The organism is Flammeovirga aprica JL-4 (genome assembly GCF_012844305.1).
GTDB lineage: Bacteria > Bacteroidota > Bacteroidia > Cytophagales > Flammeovirgaceae > Flammeovirga > Flammeovirga aprica.
The window spans coordinates 1-17,269 of the sequence record NZ_JABANE010000145.1; the positions used below are offsets into that span (position 1 = coordinate 1).

Here is a 17,269-nt window from a genome sequence, read left to right on the forward strand (position 1 = left end):
ATTCATCACCATGTCAGTGATCAATATATCCAACGATATTTAGATGAATTTCATTTTCGATTTAATAGAAGGGTATATCGGAAAACAATTTTCAAAAAATTATTGGCACGGATGGTTTCTTCAATTCATGTCACCCAAAAACAGCTTTGTGATTGGGCGACGTAAGTTTATATACCTATTATTTATTATGAACGTAACAACAACTTCTATACTAACACTGCTTGGCATTGGCAGCCTGCTTTATTTTTTTATCTCTAATTCCAAAAAGAAAAAACTGCAACAAAAAGAAAGCCATGAAAAAAGACCTTTTAGTGAGGAATGGAAAGCCATTCTAAGAGAGAATGTCACCTTTTACAATGAAATTTCAGACTTAAAAAAAGAGGAGTTTGAACAAAGAATTTTAAGTTTTCTCGATACTATAGTTATAACTCCTGTAGAGACGGAGGTAGAAGATCTTGACCGTTTGCTTGTGGGAAGTAGTGCCATTATCCCTGTTTTTGGTTACCCTAATTGGGAATACCCCAACTTGAACGAAGTTTTTATTTTAGACTCCGATCTCAATGACACTGAGTTTGGACAGCAGTTTACAGACGGGCATGTGTTAGGCATGGTAGGAGAGGGGAAACTGAAAAACAAGATGCTTTTATCAAGAGGGGCATTGAGAGAAGGTTTCAGAAATGATAATGATAAGAAAAATGTAGGTATTCATGAGTTTGTTCATCTGATAGACATGGCGGATGGCAAAACGGATGGCATTCCAGAAATGATGCTTCAAAAAAGTGCTACCATTCCTTGGGTGAAACTGATGGAGGAAGAGACGGAAAAAATACTCAATAATGAATCGAGCATTGATGAATATGGCGCCACGAAAGTACAAGAATTTATTACGGTAACGTCTGAATATTTTTTTGAAAGACCTCAACTCCTTGAGAAAAAGCACCCTGAAGTTTATAAAGCATTGCAGACGATCTTCAATCAGGATATGGCAGCGCAGGAAAGAAACTATCTCAGCAATCTGGTAGAGGAAGAAGAAATAGGGCGTAATGATCCTTGCCCGTGTGGAAGTGGAAAAAAGTATAAAAAGTGTCATGGAAAAGGGTTGTAATCTTTCCTATATTTGTGGGTTCATTCTAAACAAACAGAACTGATATCCTTATGGAAAAAACAATTTTATTCGGAAACGGCATTAATCTTCTCTCTCAAAACGCACTAAACTGGAACAACCTTCTGGAGGAACTGAAAGAAGCAAGAATTTTTGAGAATGGAAATTTACCCAATACGTTGATTTTTGAGCGAATTGTTTTGGAAAAAGACAAGGTGGATCTGAAAAGTGCACATCTGGCGGAAAAAAATATTAAGGATAGAATAGCGAATAACTTTCAGAACATTCCGACCAACCCATTCTATAAAAGACTGTTTGAGCTGGGCTGTAAAAACTACATGACCACCAATTATGACTATGCTTTTATAAAGTGCTTGAGTGATGTTTTTACGATCAAAAATAATAGTACAGAGGAGGCTTATAATATCAGAAGGAATACTTCCATTTTAAAAGACAACAAGGAAGTGACGAAGATCTGGAATATTCATGGAGAGATCAATAAGCCAAGTTCTATTATGTTAGGGTTGGATCATTATTGTGGTACGATTGGTAAGCTGGACGGCTATTTGAAAGGGACTTATGAATTCTTTCAAAATAAGAAAAAAGTAAGAGTAAGGTCTCTTTTCAAAAAGGTAAGCGATAAGAAATACGATGGTTATTCATGGATAGAATTATTCTTTACTACTGATATACATATTGTGGGGCTGTCAATGGATTATAGTGAGACAGACCTTTGGTGGGTATTGAACAAAAGAGCAAGAACAATGTATAACGGTAGAAAAAAGCTGATTAAAAATAATATCTACTTTTATACTGATCAGAATATTTCAAAGGAAAAGGAAGAACTACTTCATTCTTTTAAAGTAAAGGTGATCAAAGATACCGTTGTGGATAATGACTGGGGAGGACATTACAACAGAATCCTTGATCAAATTGGTGAGGAATAATTGTTGAGATCCGTTTTTTTAAAACCAGTTATCCCAACACCTAAGTACTTAACCGACCAATTTTGGTTGAGTATTTAATTCACCTACTAAATTTTCAATCAACTGTAGAGTTTGGAAATAGGTCGTAATTCTATCAATGTCAATAAGGCCGTCTGTGATTTTTGGCATCTCAAAAATTTCCCCTTCAAATGCTAAAGAGAGATATATTTTCTGGCCTGTGATGAAGAGTTGCAGTTCTTTATTATAGCACTCCTTAAGCTTCAATAGAGTTTTTATTACCTTATAATTGATTACTTTATCAAACTCATTTCCCATGTTTGTTGTACATTCAAAGGTCGTATTGAATTCTTCATTAGTAGTGACTGCAAAATCGAAATTCTGCTTAGAAGTTTGACTCTTTATATTTCTTAGACCATTGAAGGTTAGACTGTCTAAACTGAATATAAATATCTCTCCATGGAATGCTTCTGAAAGTTCTGCGGTAAAAAATAGACCTTGGAAAATCGTATACCAATCTCTTCTCTCATCTTTTTCCTTTACGTATTTAGTATGAATGTTAGAAGTTTTGAATTCTACATCACCAAAATGTCCATGTAAAAGGTTTTTACTAGTAAAAGAGTCATGTTTTTTCAAAGCAAATCCACTCTTTTTATATTCTGATTCATCAATACCTTTCATAGCAGAATACCGCCATTTTTCATCAATAAAATGAAAGATTGGTTTAGTTACATTCACTTTATACTTACTGATATAAGCACGCATACTTTTTAAGTAGGGAAACAAGATTTTTTTGGTATAAAGGTAAAGAACGGCACCAGCAATAAAAAAAAGGATAACAGCATGATATATTTCTCCATGCTCGAGAATAAAACGTAAAAGTTTAATTCCACCAGCAGACCACATTTTTGTAAGCTCCTTTAATATTTCTATTTCAAGTTTAGTATTAATCAACATCAAGATACATGGAACAATAATGATGGCACCCAAAATGCCCATTACTGTAAAGAAGACCTTATTTATTAGTTTGTGAGTTTTGTAGATGGGTATGAGAGAGATTCTTGCTTTATCTAATTCTTTTAAGTTTTCTTTTAAACCGTTTTTGAGGAACTGATTTAACTCCTGTTTCGTTTTCATGCTATTTTTGAAATAATAGTTTTGGCCTCCAAATAATAAGCCGGGCTGATTTTTAGTAAAACCAGCCCAGTTTTAAGTTCTTAATATTACATGTAATCATTCACATCAACATTCTCTCTTTCCGCCACTGTTGCTTGGAAAACGGTCTTACGCTGACAGCCTGCCATACCTGCAACAATATTGTTAGGGAAAGTTTCTATGGCAGTGTTGTAAGAAGTTACTGTCGAGTTATAGAATCTTCTTGAGGCTGAAATTTGAGATTCTACTTCATTTAAGCTTCTTTGAAGCATGTCTACACTTTGGTTTGCTTTCAGATCAGGGTAGTTCTCCACACTGATCATGATTGATTTCATGGCCGATGACATTTTCTGATCCAATTCTATTCTCTCTTCAGTACTCAATGTTCCTGATGTTGCTTGAGTTCTTAATGCAGTAAGGTTCGTAAGTACCTCTTTTTCGTGCGTCATATATTTACCCGCCACTTTGATTAAGTTCGGAATTAAATCACATCTCTTTTTCAGTTGCACATCTATGCCACCAAAAGAATTTTCAACTTGATTTCTCTTTGCGATAAGGCTGTTATAAACTGAAATAAAATAAAGAACAAGTAAGAAGGCTATACCTCCTATAATCATTAATGCATTCATCATAATTGTTTGTGTTTTAAAATTTAATAATAATTATACTTTAAGTATTAGGACAGAAGTGAATAAAAGGAAGAAGGAAAGTGATGCAAAAAATATAATACGAACCATTTTTCTTACCTCTTCACTTAAAAAGTCTTGTACTTTCTGTCCTATCACTTGATACTATGGAAGTACTTTACACTTTATTTACAGAAAGCGTTGAGTATTTCTTTGGAAATCATTCTGAGTATTTTTGTTTGTTATTGTTTTATCTTTTTCGTCAGCATAGACCTCAGCTGTGAGGTTAAGTTCCTGGAGTATTTCCTTGTTGAAGTATAATAAAGAGTAGATTTTCTTTATGTATTCAAAATCATAATCTGTCTGCTCTCCAGATACAGAAGGTTCAAATAACTCTTCATTAAATGAAACTGCACAGTACAAATGCTTTCCAGTAAAAGAGAAATCAATCTCTCGGTTATGATAGTAATAAAGCTTGATCAAGGCTCTTCTAGTTTCAGGCGTAAGAATAGCGTTTGCTTCTACAAGGTTATTAGATTCTACCACATACAACTCTGAGAATTTACTATCTTCCACATGTACTACAGGGAAAAAGCATTCAACCTCTCTATATCTTTTTGATCTTATAATGGTAGATCCAGAATAGGAACGGCTTAAATCAGCTTGGAAAAAGAAGCCTTTAAACAGAAGGTCGTAACAAATGTTTTTATTACTTCTATAAGTGTTGGTGACCTTTTTATTTTGTATATGCAATTCTGAAGACTTGAATCGAGTCTGCCCGACAACTCCTTCACAAAAATCATCTCCCTCATAAACATCAGCACTATCTCTAAACAGATTACTTTTCTCATAGTCCATTTTCCGTATTTTATCATAATATGAATACGTCCATGCTTCATCAATAAATTTAATGATTGACTTCACTACCTTCTCTTTGAAATTTTCTTTGTAGGATGGGGTAGATGCTTTTTTGAGAAGAATGGAAAAAATGGAAAAGAAAATTGATAGACCAAACAGAAGCACAGTGAGACGAATCTGGAAAGACGTAAACACAGAGATGAAAAAGAAGATGACCACTCCTGCCACAGAAATTTTAAAGAAGGTCTGCTTGTTGGAAGAAGAATCGTTACTCTCTTCTGAACTATTTAGTTGCGGTTCTAATTTTTCTTTATAAAACGCTTTTAATTCTTTTTCAGAAATCATTTTTCGGAAATTTGTTTAGAGATGTTTCTAGCATGCTATTAGTAAGTTGAAATGTCTTTATGTCTAATAGTTTACTCCTTTGGTCCAAATTCTAACGTTTAGATTTAATTCGTCGATGACTACCTGATTGAAATACAGTAAAGCATAAACTTTCTGTACTGCTTCTAAATCAAAGATAGTTTTATATACAGGTGGTTCAAAGAGGTCTTCTTTGAAAGAAACGGCACAGTTAACTCTAGAATCAACAAATGATACATCGATGGGGTTGCTGTAATAGTTGTACAGAGTAATAAAAGCTTCCATTATTTTTGGAGTAAGAATATATCTAGCTTCTACTTGATCAGTAGAATGCACATGAAATCTTTTAGAGAACTCAGGGTCTTCGAGGTCAACAGGGCCAAAGGATTGTGAATGATGGCGGCTTAAGTTTCTAGTTCTGACAAAGGTGATGCCTGAAAAATGTTTATTAAAATCAGCATGGAAAAACAATCCTTTAAAAATCGTATACCATGTGGTTTTTCTGTTCTTGCCACTTCCTGATACTTTTTTATATTGGGTATGCAATTCTGAGCATTGAAAGTCTGTCTGTCCAATGCGTCCTTTTATTAAATCATCTCCATTGTATGAATCTGTGCGGGCTGGAAATAATATACTGCCTTTGTATTGACTTTCAGAAATTTTATCATCAGGGTAGTAATCCCAATTTTCATCAATTAGGTTGACCACTGACTGTACCACCTTAGATTTATATTCTGATCTATAATCTCTTTTTTTGATATAATTGATAATAAAGAGACTGAAATTAACCAAGATCAAAATAGAATACATAATGTGTTCAAGGTACTTCACCGATTCTAGTGCTAAAAGCTCTAAAGAGTTAGCGAAATGAACCAGTAAAGTAAAAATGAAAAAGGAAATTTTTCCTGTGTTTAAATTTCGTACTACTTTTCTCTGCTTTTCCAACCCATCAAGTTGAGGTTCTAGTTTTTCTTTGTAAAAGCCACTTAACTCGTTTTGAGAAATCATTTTTAATTTACTTTAAGTTATCAATATTTTACCTTGGATTTGAAGATCTTCCAAGGATCATTTATTAGTATTTTTGCCACTCTGAAACTTCTCATTCAACAATAAAGACCATAAAAAAATAAGAATACCCATGTTATATAAGATAGGAGCTTGAAAATAATTCTTTTGTACTCCATCTTGTTCATAGATGCTAGTTCAGGTTTTATTGATTCTTTATAAAAATCTTCTAGTTTTTCTTGAGAGATCATGATACATCAGTATTCAGTTTGCTTTGTATGATTATACTAAGTACTAAATCAAAAATAAATCATAGTTAATTCTAATTTGAGTACAATGCTAAAAAAACGTATTAATAGCCTAGTGCTTTGGCCCAAACTCTGAGACTTTGGTTCAATTCATCATAGACAATATGATTGAAAATAAGTAACTCAAAAAGTTTTTCAATAGCTTCTAAATCATAGACAGAAGTATAAATATGCGGTTTAAAAAGTTCTTCATTAAATGAAATTCCGCTGTATAATCGGGTACCTAAGAATGATACATCAATTGGTTTTCGGTAAAAATTATAAAGGTCAACAAAAGCTTCCATTACCCTTGGCGTCAGAATAGCTCTCGCTTCATCTTCGTTTGTTGTTTTCACTTTGAAAATCTTAGAAAACTCAGGGTTATTTCCTTCCACAGTGTCGTAAGAACTTGCAAGGTCTATGCTCCAGTTTTTAGTTCTGATAAATGTAGTTCCAGAAAACTTTTTGTTGAAATTGGCACTGAAAAATACTCCTTTAAAGATCGTGTGCCATGTCGTTTTTTTGTCGTTGCCACTTCCTGATTCTTTTTTGTACTTCGTATGTAATTCCGAGCATTGGAAGTAAGAATACGAATTAGTGCCATCTATTAAATCACTGCCTTCGTATACATCAAAATGTCTTGGAAAGAGCTGACTGTTCTTGTATTGTTCTTCAGAAACTTTTTCATCAGGATAGTAAATCCATATATCATAGATCATCTTTGCAACAGCTCGTACTACTTTTGTTTTATATTCAGATCTGTAGTTTTTCTTTTGAGATCTGTTGATAAAAAATAGAACAATGAGCAATACGGAAAAGATATAAGGAAGGCTTTCCGCGATCTGATCGTACCTATAGATACCAAAATAGTAAAGGGGATTTGTAAAATAACAAACCAATATCAGTACACCGCATAGGTAAGAAGTGATGTCTAAATTACGGATTGATTTTCTTTGTTCTTCTAAGCCTTCAAGTTCAGGTTCTAACCTTTCCTTGTAAACACTTTTTAAATCTCTTCTAGAAATCATGTTTAATACATTTATGAAATTTATAATGTTTTGTTTTAATGTGAATTAAGACAGCTTCAGATCAGCAACTCTTTCCCACAATTCATTGTTTTGATCTAACTCCTCAATAATCACTTGATGAGTGTAAAGGAATGTATAAAAGCCCATCAGTTCTTTTAGTTCATATATTGTTTTGAAAACAGGTACCGAGTAGATGGCATCAAAAACAGAAAGCGTACCGTAGGCTCTTGTACCTGAAAAAGAAAATAGAATAGGTTCGTCATGGTAATGTTTGGCGAGGTCTACAAAGGCTTCCATGACAGCAGGAGTAAGTATATTGGCCACTTCTACAGCATCAGAAGAGTAGACATCAAAAAAGTCGTTGAATGTGGCGTTTTCCAGATTATTGATCATAGAAAGTCCGAGAGTGTCCGACTTTATTTTTTTTGTTCTGACCATTGTCATCTCTGAAAACTGTTTATTGAAATTAATACAAGAAAAAAGCCCGTTGAATATGGTATGCCAGTCTACCTGAGTTACACGTCTGCCTTTCTTTATTTTCGTGCGTGTTTCTGAATACGATGTTTTTAATTCAGAACACATAAAATTCACTTCTTTAATTTTTCCTTCGATCAAATTCTCCCCTTCATAAGTTTCATATTCTTTTGTGGTAAATAGAAAACTGTCGTTGTATATATTTTCAGGAATTACACCCTTTTTCTCAATGGTCCAAGTATTATCAATAAAGCTAATAGCCTCTTTTGCTATTTTATTAGCATATTCATTGGCATAGGTTACATATTTGATGATCACCACTATTGTAAATATACAAAGCGGAATGATTGTCACTAAAAAAGCATCTAATGGGAAACTATTTCCAGTATATTCCCTCACTGAAGAGGATAATAAAGGAATAATTATACTGCATATCGTAAGAACAAGGGATATAATATATAACACCAATAAAAACCGGAAGATCTTTCGCTTTCTTTCCAGCTTATTTAATAAGGAAGTTTTTCCTTTTAAGAAATCCTGTAGTTCTTGTTTAGATACCATTTTGTATATGAATATTAGTTTGTGTTATTTTTTCTATAAGGTATTTGAAGCTTTTATGCATGATTAGTGACTTCTTATACCATTTCAATAGTTTTAAAAAATAGTTAGCTCTTGTAATTTAATAACTTTTAATAAGTGTATGAAAATATGCAGAATATTCATTTACTTTTGCTAGGTGTTCGATGCTGTCATTTCGTTTTAAAAAACTTGAAGTGGCAGCTTCTAGCTTAGATATGTTCACTCTCACCTTTGGTCCATATTCTAGTATTAAGACTTAAATCATGAATAATTCCTTTATTAAAAAACAGTAAAGAATAAACTTTATGCAAGGCCTCCAAATCATGTACAGATTTATAAATAGGTGGTTCGAACAAATCTTCCTGAAAAGATACTGCACAATATACTCTTGTTCCTACAAAGGAAACATTGATAGGTCTTTGGTAATAGTAAAATAGGTTGACAAAGGCCTCCATGATAGTAGGAGTCAGTATATATCTAGCTTCTATTTGATCTGTAGCATTGACCATAAATATTTTTGAAAACAGCTCGTGTTCCAGATGTACTTCTGACAACTTTTTTGAAGGTGTTGTATTATCAAATGAGATGTCAGGTATAAAATTATCTAGGAATTTATCAGCATTATAATTAGTATTCCATGATCTTGAACGAACAAAAGTGACCCCAGAAAAGTGTTTATTGAAGTCAGCATGAAAGAAAAGACCTTTGAATAAAGTGACCCATTTTTTACTGTCGCCAGATCCAGTACTGTATAGTGTATGCAGTTCTGAACACTTGAAATCAGTTTGTTCGATGACTCCTTCAATCAAATCGTCACCTATATAACTATCAGCTTGCCTAGGGAATAAAAGACTGGCATTAAATTGATTGCGGCTGATTTTATTTTTGGGCTTGTACACCCATGTATCATCAATCATCTCAACAATAGGAGACACCACATCTTCTTTATACTTTTTGGCCAGTTTTTTTAAATTTAAGTACTTCAAAAAGTAGAGGGTAATACCAGTGCCTGGGATAGCTATCATGAACCCAATAAGCATATAATGAGGAATACCTATGTTATCAAAAAGTCGTGCTTTTGTGAAAATGAAACTCGCTATACTGATGAAAAATAAAATGATACAGGCATTAAACCCCAAATCATAATTACGTTGGCGTATTCTAAGTTTCTCTAAATCGTTTAATTCGGTTTCTAACCTCTGTTTATAAAAGGAAACCAATTCATCTTGAGAAATCATTCTGTTTGCTTTTTATAGTTTGAAAATCTTTTGCCATCATTTACTCTTTCTTAAGAAATGTTTCAAACATGCTCTAAACAGGTTCGCCAGGAACTTTTGTCCAAATTCTGGTATTGAGGTTCAATTCATGAATGACCACCTTATTGAAATAAAGTAATGAACAAACTTTTTCTATGGTCTCCATATCGTACATCGATTTGTAGATTGGAGGTTCAAAAAGATCTTCTGTAAACGACACGGCACAGTACACTCTTGTTCCTACAAAAGATACATCAATAGGTTTTTGGTAATAGTTATAGAGGTTGACAAAAGCCTCCATAATAGTAGGAGTCAGTATATATCTCGCTTCAATCTGATCTGTCGATCTAACATAAAATAATTTGGTAAATAACTCATTTTCTAACCTTACCACTTCCAAATCATTGTTGAGAGGCAGAGACAATCCTTTTGAACGAACAAAGGTTACTCCTGAGAAGTGCTTATTGAAATCCGCATGAAAAAAAAGACCTTTGAATATGGTATTCAATGTTCTTTTATCTCCTGAACCGGTGATATATTGTGTATGTAATTCTGAACATTTGAAGTCAGTGTGTTCAATCACTCCTTCAATCAAGTCGTCACCTTCATAATGATCAACACTATGAGAGTATAAAAGGCTTTTGGTATATTGATTTTGGGTAATTTTACTTTTAGGTTTATAGATCCATGTATCATCAATAATTTTAACAAGAGGAGTCACGACCTTATCTTTGTAATTTTTCTGCAGTCCTCTTGTTCCTATTAGTCCAAAAAAATGACTTATTCCAAAGCAAGTAGAACCAAGAATAAAGAATACCATGAAAATATTCATATGAAGAAAGGAAATGTGCTGAAATATAAAAGTTACAGCCAAAAACACAATCAAATTTATGGCAAATGCTACTCCTCCTCCAATCCCAACAGCACGGGCGTTTCTCAATAACTTCCTGTGCTTTTCTAGTTCATCCAGCTGAGATTCTAGTTTTTCTTTATAAAATAAATTTAATTCTTCTTTAGTAATCATACTTGTTTGCTTTTGTGATTTGTCTTAGTTAAGTACTAAGACAAAATTACTTAATACTAATTCTTATTATTGTTTTGCGATTACTTCCTTCAAAAAACTTTAAATAGAACCACTATTCATACGTTTTTTAGCGTCGTACTCACAAAAAATAATTAATTGTCAATTATTTTTGGCTTAGTACTTATTTAGCATAAATAATATCAACCTAAATTACTCTTTTTTCTTCCATTAGCTACTTGTTATTGCTCCTTTCATCCATATTCTTGTATTAAGATTCAATTCATGGATTATAGCTTTATTAAAATAGAGTACTTTATATATTTCATGAATGACATCCACATCATACACAGGTATGAATGATGAGGGCTCGAATAGACTATGCGAAAAGGAAACAGCACAATACACTCTATTGCCCACAAAAGAAATATCAATGGGCTGTTGGTAATATTGATACAGTTTGACAATAGCCTCCATAATAGAGGGTGTTAGGATATACCTTGCCTCTACTTGATCAATAGATCTCACCTCAAAAATTTTTGAAAAAGTAGCATCTTCTAATTCCACTACTTTAAAAGATTTATCTACTTTAATACCATTTCTCCTTGTCCGAACGAAAGTCGCGGCTGTGAAATACTTATTGAAGTCAGCATGGAAAAATAGCCCTCTAAAAGTGGTATGCCAATTTTTGTTTTTGCTTGTATTTTTGACTTCATATTGTGTCACTAACTCCGAACATTTAAAATCGGTTTGTTCAATCACCCCTTCAATCAGATCATTACCTGTATAAAAATCAATGCGATCTTCATACAGAAGGCTAGAGATGTATTGCTTCTGAGTAATTTTTTCTTCGGGTTTGTATATCCACGTGTCATCGATCATGGTCACAATAGGCTTTACGATTTTTTCTTTGTACTTCTTTCTGAAATCACCCGATTTGACAATTGATAACCCAAAAAAGATTCCGAATGATATAACTGAAATAGGTGCGGCAATAAAGAAAATATCTATAATAGAGGCTTTAATAATTTGGGTAGTAATGGCTAATAGGAAGAGTACCCCAAAGCAAGAAAAAAATAGTATAAGACTAATAATAAAGCCTTTATCATAAAATTTGATTTTAAGCCTTTGTCGCTCTAAATCCTCAAATTCAGATTTCAACTTATCATCCCTGTGAAAAAAGTTTAGCTCTTCTTGATTAACCATGACTGTTTGCTGTAATAATTAGTTTGAACTTGTATTAAGTTAGATTTTTCGTTTGCTTTTAAATTAAACGGTTACTTATTAAATAGAAATTAAGGTATACACTTCTTGAAAAATTACAATTCTGAAAAGTACATCTGAAATTATTAGATATTTCACAGAGTGTAATTGTTCACTTATTTTAAGTCCTTATCAAAACTATATATATTTTTTTTAATCCATACATTTATAGTAATTCAATTTACATCCACCACTTAAAACCTCGGTAGGTTTAAATAAATCCTTTAAAAAGTTCAATATTAGAGTTGTATGAAAAAAGCATATTTGGGTATAAGTTTTTCAAACAGAAAAAAGTTTGAAGAGGAGGTCAAGGCATTGGAAATAGGCTTGCTAGAGCAGAACTACGAACTCTTTGTTTTTGTAGATCAGTATCATTTTCAGCCTCATGAAGAAAAAGCAATGATGGAGGTGGCTTTTAAAGAAATTGAAAGTTCAGATCTGTTTATAGCGGAGTTAACTACTAAAGCTATTGGTGTGGGAATTGAAGTTGGCTACGCTTTCGCAAAGGAGATTCCTATTGTATATTTAAGACAAAAAGGCAGTGAATATTCAACTACAGCAGGAGGATGTGCGGAAGTAATTTTGGAATATGAAAATGCTGAGCACTTGAAGCAAAGTATTGCAGATCTTAATTTTTAATAACTCCTATTGTAGCCAGAAATGAAGTGAAATCTCTACAATATAATTCGATGGAGGTTTCACTTTTGTATTTAAGTTAATTTATTTAAAAAAAGATTCTTTCGTTGAAAAAAACTTGCCGTTCGTTTAAAACCGTCTTTTCCATGAGTACATTTTACCTATTTCCCCTCTCTAATGAAGTAAGAGCATATTTAAAATATATATTTCAAACATGCTCTAAGCAGACCGATGCTTTTATTAATTCAGTCAAATTAGAGTAATACAGAATAATGAAATTAAGAGTACTATTATCTACAGTTTTTTTACTACTGATATCACAAGTATATGCACAGGAGGAAGAAATGAGAAAACAGATGCGGACGCCTGAGGAAAATGCAGTAGAAATTTTGGGTAAGTTGGAAGAGAAAATCGAATTGGATGACCAACAGCGAAAAAGTGTCTATGATATTCATGTTGATTTTTTCACTTCTATGCAGGAAGTAATGAAGGAGAGAAACCGTGAGAAAATGGAAGAACTAGTGGAAGCTAGAAATAAACAAGTGAAGGAAATTTTAGAGAAAAAACAATACCGAAAATACCTCAGTGTAATGCAAGAGAATAGACCTCAAAGACCTGAAGGAGGAAGAGGCGGTCAGGGTGGACCTGGCGGAATGAGAGGCGGAGGAAGAGGCGGAATGTAATCCTCAACATTAAATACAGAAATCACCTTTTATCAATCATAAGTACTAGGGCAGAAGAAAAGGGAAGGTTTTAGTTTGATATTTTTTATTCTAATCGAGGCAGATTTGCAGAGCATAGCCTTAGTTACGCGATAAAAATCTAACGAAGAGTAGGATAAAAAAGATAAGGTAAAATGTCCGTTTACTTTTGTTCTGGTACTTAGATGTACTAGAACGGAGGTTTTGTACTAGTACTCAACTCACGAAGGCTTACGTTCAAAAAGGTCGTCATCATGACCTTGTAAGCCTTCTATTTTTTCTTCATTCAATTTTTTTTATCTGAACTATGAATCAACTTTTTAAGTGTATGCTGTTGGGTACGCTCTTTATTTCTATGTCTTCTTTTGGACAAGATTTGAAAAGAGTAAAACTCACTACAAGGCTGTGCTGTGATCTGGATGCCGTACTTAGGTTTATATCAGAACAGCATGGAGTAGAATTTTCCTATGATAAAAAGCTCTTCAAAAGTATCTCTTATGAAAACAGACCTATTGATAGACCGTTGGATGTCTTTCTGGATCAGGTGTGTTTGGAGCAAAAAATGAAATATTACGTTGACGAAGAAACCGGGGTAGTTCATATTGTAGACCGCTGGTTTGTCATCAAAGAAAGTGAAGTAGTCAAGAAAACCGTTGAAAAAGGGGCGGCGACAAAGTTTAAATTAAACATCAGCGGAAAAGTGATCGATAAGGAGTCAAAAGAAGCTCTTCCTTACGTTAGTGCCTTTGTAAAAGGAACTGCCAACGGTTCTACTTCAAATGTCGATGGCTATATTGTTTTACTTGATGTTCCATCTGATACCAGCACAATTGTCTTTAATTATATCGGTTATCAACCTAAAGAATTGTCTTTGATGCCTGGTGCTCAAACCAAGGATTTAACCATTGAGATGGAACCACAGGTACAGCGTTTGGAAGAGGTGATTGTCGCGGCGGAAAGGGAAGATATCTTACAGGTTAGCGGTGAACATGCAGGCATGATTAAAATGTCACCCTTGAAATTAAAGAGTATTCCCAATCTCGGGGAAAGGGATATTTTGAGGTCTTTTCAGTTGATGCCCGGAATCAGTGCCGCCAACGAAAACTCCTCTGGTTTGTATGTGAGAGGGGGAACGCCAGATCAAGTGCTGGTATTGTATGATGGTTTTACGGTCTATAATGTAGAACATATGTTTGGTTTTTTCAGTGCTTTCAATAGCAATGCCATCAAGGATGTACAGCTTTACAAGGGAGGTTTTGATGCAAAATATGGTGGACGTACTTCATCTGTATTAGAAATCACTGGTAAAGAAGGGAACCAGAATGAGTTCAATATGGCGGCAGACCTAAGTTTAATGTCGATCAATGGATTTGTGGAATTTCCCATCGGGAAAAAAGCATCTGTGATTCTGGCAGGGAGAAGAAGCTGGCAAAGCCCGTTGTACAATAAAATATTTAATCAATATTCTGACAACAGTTCCACCACACAAGGAGGAAATATGCCTCAGGCACCGAGCGGAGGTATAGGAAGTCGCTCTAGATCTCAACAGGAAACCATTTCCTATTTTTATGATTTGAATGGAAAGTTTACTTATCGACCGACTGATAAAGACATCATTGGCTTAAGTATTTATAATGGAGAAGATCATCTCGATAATTCATTGTCGCCCAATGGAGGACGAATGGGGTTGAGTTCCAGCATTACGGACTTGACAAATTGGGGAAATACGGGGGCTTCATTGAAATGGTCAAGACAGCACAACGATCGTTTTTATGGTAATTTATTAGTGAGCTATTCAAATTATTTCAGTGACCGTGACCGTTCCACTTCAGGTTCATTTGTCAGTGGAGACAGTACGATCGATATTTCCAGAGGTCACCTCGAAAACAATAACTTATTGGATTATACCGCCAAAATGGATTTCGGGTATAAATTAACCAAAGATCATCACCTCGGTTTTGGCGTACAAGCCACCCACAACGATATCCAATATGCCTATCAGCAAAATGATTCCATTTCTATCATTGACAGAAACACTGAAGGACAGACGTATTCTCTCTATTTGGAAGACAAGATTACATTGATGGATAGAAGATGGATGCTGACGCCCGGTTTGCGATACAATTACTTTACGGGAACAGAAAAAAGTTATTATGAACCAAGACTGAACAGTACTTATATTCTGAATGATAGAATCAAATTGAAAGGTTCAACAGGTTTGTATTATCAGTTTGCAAGAAGGGTAGTGAGAGAAGATATTAATGAGGGTAGTCGTGATTTTTGGGTGCTTTCTGATAATGATAAATTGCCCGTAAGTTCTTCATTACAATTTATAGGAGGTGCTTCTTACGAGACCCCAATGTACTTATTTGATGTGGAAGGATTCTATAAGAAATTGAATAATGTCACGGAATATTCTCTTCGAATTGAAACAAATAGAGACGGAACGGATTACAGTGAGAATTTCTTTACAGGTGATGGAGAATCAAAAGGTATTGACTTTCTTGTTCAGAAAAAACATGGTGATTTTACCGGTTGGCTAGGGTATACATTAGCACAGGTTACTAATTATATTCCAGAGTTTGGAGATTATCATTTTCATGCGGCACATGATGTCACCCATGAGTTCAAAGCGGTGTTTACGTACACTTGGAGAAGGTGGGATTTGGGAATGAATTGGATTTATGCTTCCGGAAAACCCTATACTGCCCCTCAAGGTGGCTATCAAGTAGAATTGCCCAACGGTTCCTCAGAATCTTTCATTACCGTTTCATCAAAAAATGGCAACCGACTTCCTGATTATCATCGTTTGGATATGTCTGCCACTTATAATTTCAAAATAGGACAACAGGCACCTGCAAGTATTGGTTTCTCTGTTTTCAATGTCTACAACCGAAGTAATGTATGGTATATGGAGTATGAAATCACAGACGAGGAAATCATACAAACACCTGTTTACTATTTAGGAATCACTCCAAACGTTACCTTATCCGTTAAATTGAAGTAAAATGAATTACATAAAATATATATTAATTAGCTGGGTTGTATTCTCTTGTACCAATACTGAAGTGGACATCAATACACTCGATGCCCCAGTGGTTGTCAGTTACCTTCATCCCAATCAAGAAGCAATTGTCGACGTAACATATCAAATTGATTTTATCAATGGCGATACAACGGCACAAAAAATAGAAGGTTTGAATATTATGCTTTCTGATGGGGAAAATGAATACGAATTAGAGGAAATTGGCGATGGTCTATACAAGCAGTCTTCCATGCTCATTCAAGAAGAAAAGGCCTATACCTTATCATTTGATTATAAAGAGGTCATAATTTCTTCCATCACAGAAGTACCCACCAAACCCACCGGTTTTGAATTGTCGGCAAGTTATATAGAAGCATTTTCAGTGAGTGGAGGTTTCCCCAATTTCTCAAGACCAGAACCTGTAAGCGTTACCTATTCTAATCCCCTGGAAGAGTACCATTATATAGGAGTGAGATGTGTGGAAGAAAACCCAACGCTTATTAATGCGATAGAGGAAGATGAAGAACTCCCTTCATTGGCTTTCCATATCAAACCCTCAACAGGAGATAAAGAACAGCTGACCCCATTTCAGTTTATGTACTACGGAAAACACGAAGTGATATTATATAAAGTGACACCAGAATTTGCAGCATTATTTGATCAAGAGGATAATAGTTCTATCAACATAACAGATCCTTATACCAATATTGAAAACGGTTTTGGTATTTTCTCAGGGATCAACAGTGACACCTTATCATTATTAGTAATATGAATTTAACGTAAATCTGATTGAATAGAAAACCCACTTCTCGCTTGAAAAGTGGGTTTCTTTTTTTGATGAAAATATTATAATTACCACATAATCATCAGCCCACGACTTCTCTTATGGTTAATCCAAATAAAATCCTTATTATTTAGTACAATTTTATAAAAATTCCTTCAATAA

The 17,269-nt window shown here is 34.1% G+C and carries 15 protein-coding genes; 6 read left to right on the forward strand and 9 right to left on the reverse strand.

All coding sequences use genetic code 11. From position 1 onward, the window contains the following. Nucleotides 1–187: 187 nt before the first annotated feature. Together HHU12_RS30005 and HHU12_RS30010 are read left to right on the forward strand one after the other, a co-directional pair. Nucleotides 188–1,105, forward strand: coding sequence for a zinc-dependent peptidase (locus tag HHU12_RS30005; RefSeq protein ID WP_240971191.1), 918 nt, complete (start codon nucleotides 188–190; stop codon nucleotides 1,103–1,105). A gap of 50 nt (nucleotides 1,106–1,155) precedes the next feature. Beyond that, nucleotides 1,156–2,049, forward strand: coding sequence for an SIR2 family protein (locus HHU12_RS30010; RefSeq protein ID WP_169660427.1), 894 nt, complete (start codon nucleotides 1,156–1,158; stop codon nucleotides 2,047–2,049). Nucleotides 2,050–2,097: 48 nt separating this feature from the next. Here HHU12_RS30010 and HHU12_RS30015 read toward each other — a convergent pair whose 3' ends face one another. The 9 genes from HHU12_RS30015 to HHU12_RS30055 form a co-directional block, all read right to left on the reverse strand. Further along, nucleotides 2,098–3,183 carry a DUF3137 domain-containing protein gene (locus tag HHU12_RS30015; protein WP_169660428.1) on the reverse strand — a complete coding sequence of 362 codons (1,086 nt, stop codon included), beginning with the start codon at nucleotides 3,181–3,183 and terminating at the stop codon, nucleotides 2,098–2,100. Between the two features lie 86 nt (nucleotides 3,184–3,269). After that, on the reverse strand, nucleotides 3,270–3,833 hold the full coding sequence (locus HHU12_RS30020) for a LemA family protein (protein ID WP_169660429.1): 564 nt from the start codon (nucleotides 3,831–3,833) through the stop codon (nucleotides 3,270–3,272). A gap of 183 nt (nucleotides 3,834–4,016) precedes the next feature. Then, nucleotides 4,017–5,030, reverse strand: coding sequence for a DUF3137 domain-containing protein (locus HHU12_RS30025; RefSeq protein ID WP_169660430.1), 1,014 nt, complete (start codon nucleotides 5,028–5,030; stop codon nucleotides 4,017–4,019). Between the two features lie 63 nt (nucleotides 5,031–5,093). Further along, the gene (locus HHU12_RS30030; RefSeq protein ID WP_169660431.1) at nucleotides 5,094–6,056 is read right to left on the reverse strand and encodes a DUF3137 domain-containing protein; all 963 of its coding nucleotides are present in this window, start codon (nucleotides 6,054–6,056) and stop codon (nucleotides 5,094–5,096) included. Between the two features lie 349 nt (nucleotides 6,057–6,405). Then, nucleotides 6,406–7,368 (reverse strand): DUF3137 domain-containing protein, encoded by a 963-nt coding sequence (locus HHU12_RS30035; RefSeq protein ID WP_169660432.1) that lies wholly within the window; start codon nucleotides 7,366–7,368, stop codon nucleotides 6,406–6,408. Nucleotides 7,369–7,413: 45 nt separating this feature from the next. Further along, the gene (locus HHU12_RS30040; RefSeq protein ID WP_169660433.1) at nucleotides 7,414–8,403 is read right to left on the reverse strand and encodes a DUF3137 domain-containing protein; all 990 of its coding nucleotides are present in this window, start codon (nucleotides 8,401–8,403) and stop codon (nucleotides 7,414–7,416) included. A 227-nt stretch (nucleotides 8,404–8,630) separates the two neighbouring features. Further along, complete coding sequence (locus HHU12_RS30045; protein WP_169660434.1) at nucleotides 8,631–9,659, reverse strand: DUF3137 domain-containing protein; 1,029 nt, start codon at nucleotides 9,657–9,659, stop codon at nucleotides 8,631–8,633. Nucleotides 9,660–9,732: 73 nt separating this feature from the next. Next, a complete protein-coding gene (locus tag HHU12_RS30050) occupies nucleotides 9,733–10,701 on the reverse strand; it encodes a DUF3137 domain-containing protein (RefSeq protein WP_169660435.1) in 969 nt (322 codons plus the stop codon). 228 nt (nucleotides 10,702–10,929) lie between these two features. Continuing rightward, on the reverse strand, nucleotides 10,930–11,904 hold the full coding sequence (locus HHU12_RS30055; protein ID WP_169660436.1) for a DUF3137 domain-containing protein: 975 nt from the start codon (nucleotides 11,902–11,904) through the stop codon (nucleotides 10,930–10,932). A gap of 306 nt (nucleotides 11,905–12,210) precedes the next feature. Here HHU12_RS30055 and HHU12_RS30060 point away from each other — a divergent pair, with 306 nt between their 5' ends. From HHU12_RS30060 to HHU12_RS30075, 4 genes are all read left to right on the forward strand, one after another. After that, on the forward strand, nucleotides 12,211–12,600 hold the full coding sequence (locus tag HHU12_RS30060) for a nucleoside 2-deoxyribosyltransferase (RefSeq protein WP_169660437.1): 390 nt from the start codon (nucleotides 12,211–12,213) through the stop codon (nucleotides 12,598–12,600). Nucleotides 12,601–12,869: 269 nt separating this feature from the next. Then, on the forward strand, nucleotides 12,870–13,280 hold the full coding sequence (locus HHU12_RS30065; protein ID WP_169660438.1) for a hypothetical protein: 411 nt from the start codon (nucleotides 12,870–12,872) through the stop codon (nucleotides 13,278–13,280). A 325-nt stretch (nucleotides 13,281–13,605) separates the two neighbouring features. Next, nucleotides 13,606–16,305 (forward strand): TonB-dependent receptor, encoded by a 2,700-nt coding sequence (locus HHU12_RS30070; RefSeq protein WP_240971194.1) that lies wholly within the window; start codon nucleotides 13,606–13,608, stop codon nucleotides 16,303–16,305. Nucleotide 16,306: 1 nt separating this feature from the next. Further along, nucleotides 16,307–17,095 (forward strand): DUF4249 family protein, encoded by a 789-nt coding sequence (locus tag HHU12_RS30075; protein WP_169660439.1) that lies wholly within the window; start codon nucleotides 16,307–16,309, stop codon nucleotides 17,093–17,095. Nucleotides 17,096–17,269 lie beyond the last annotated feature (174 nt).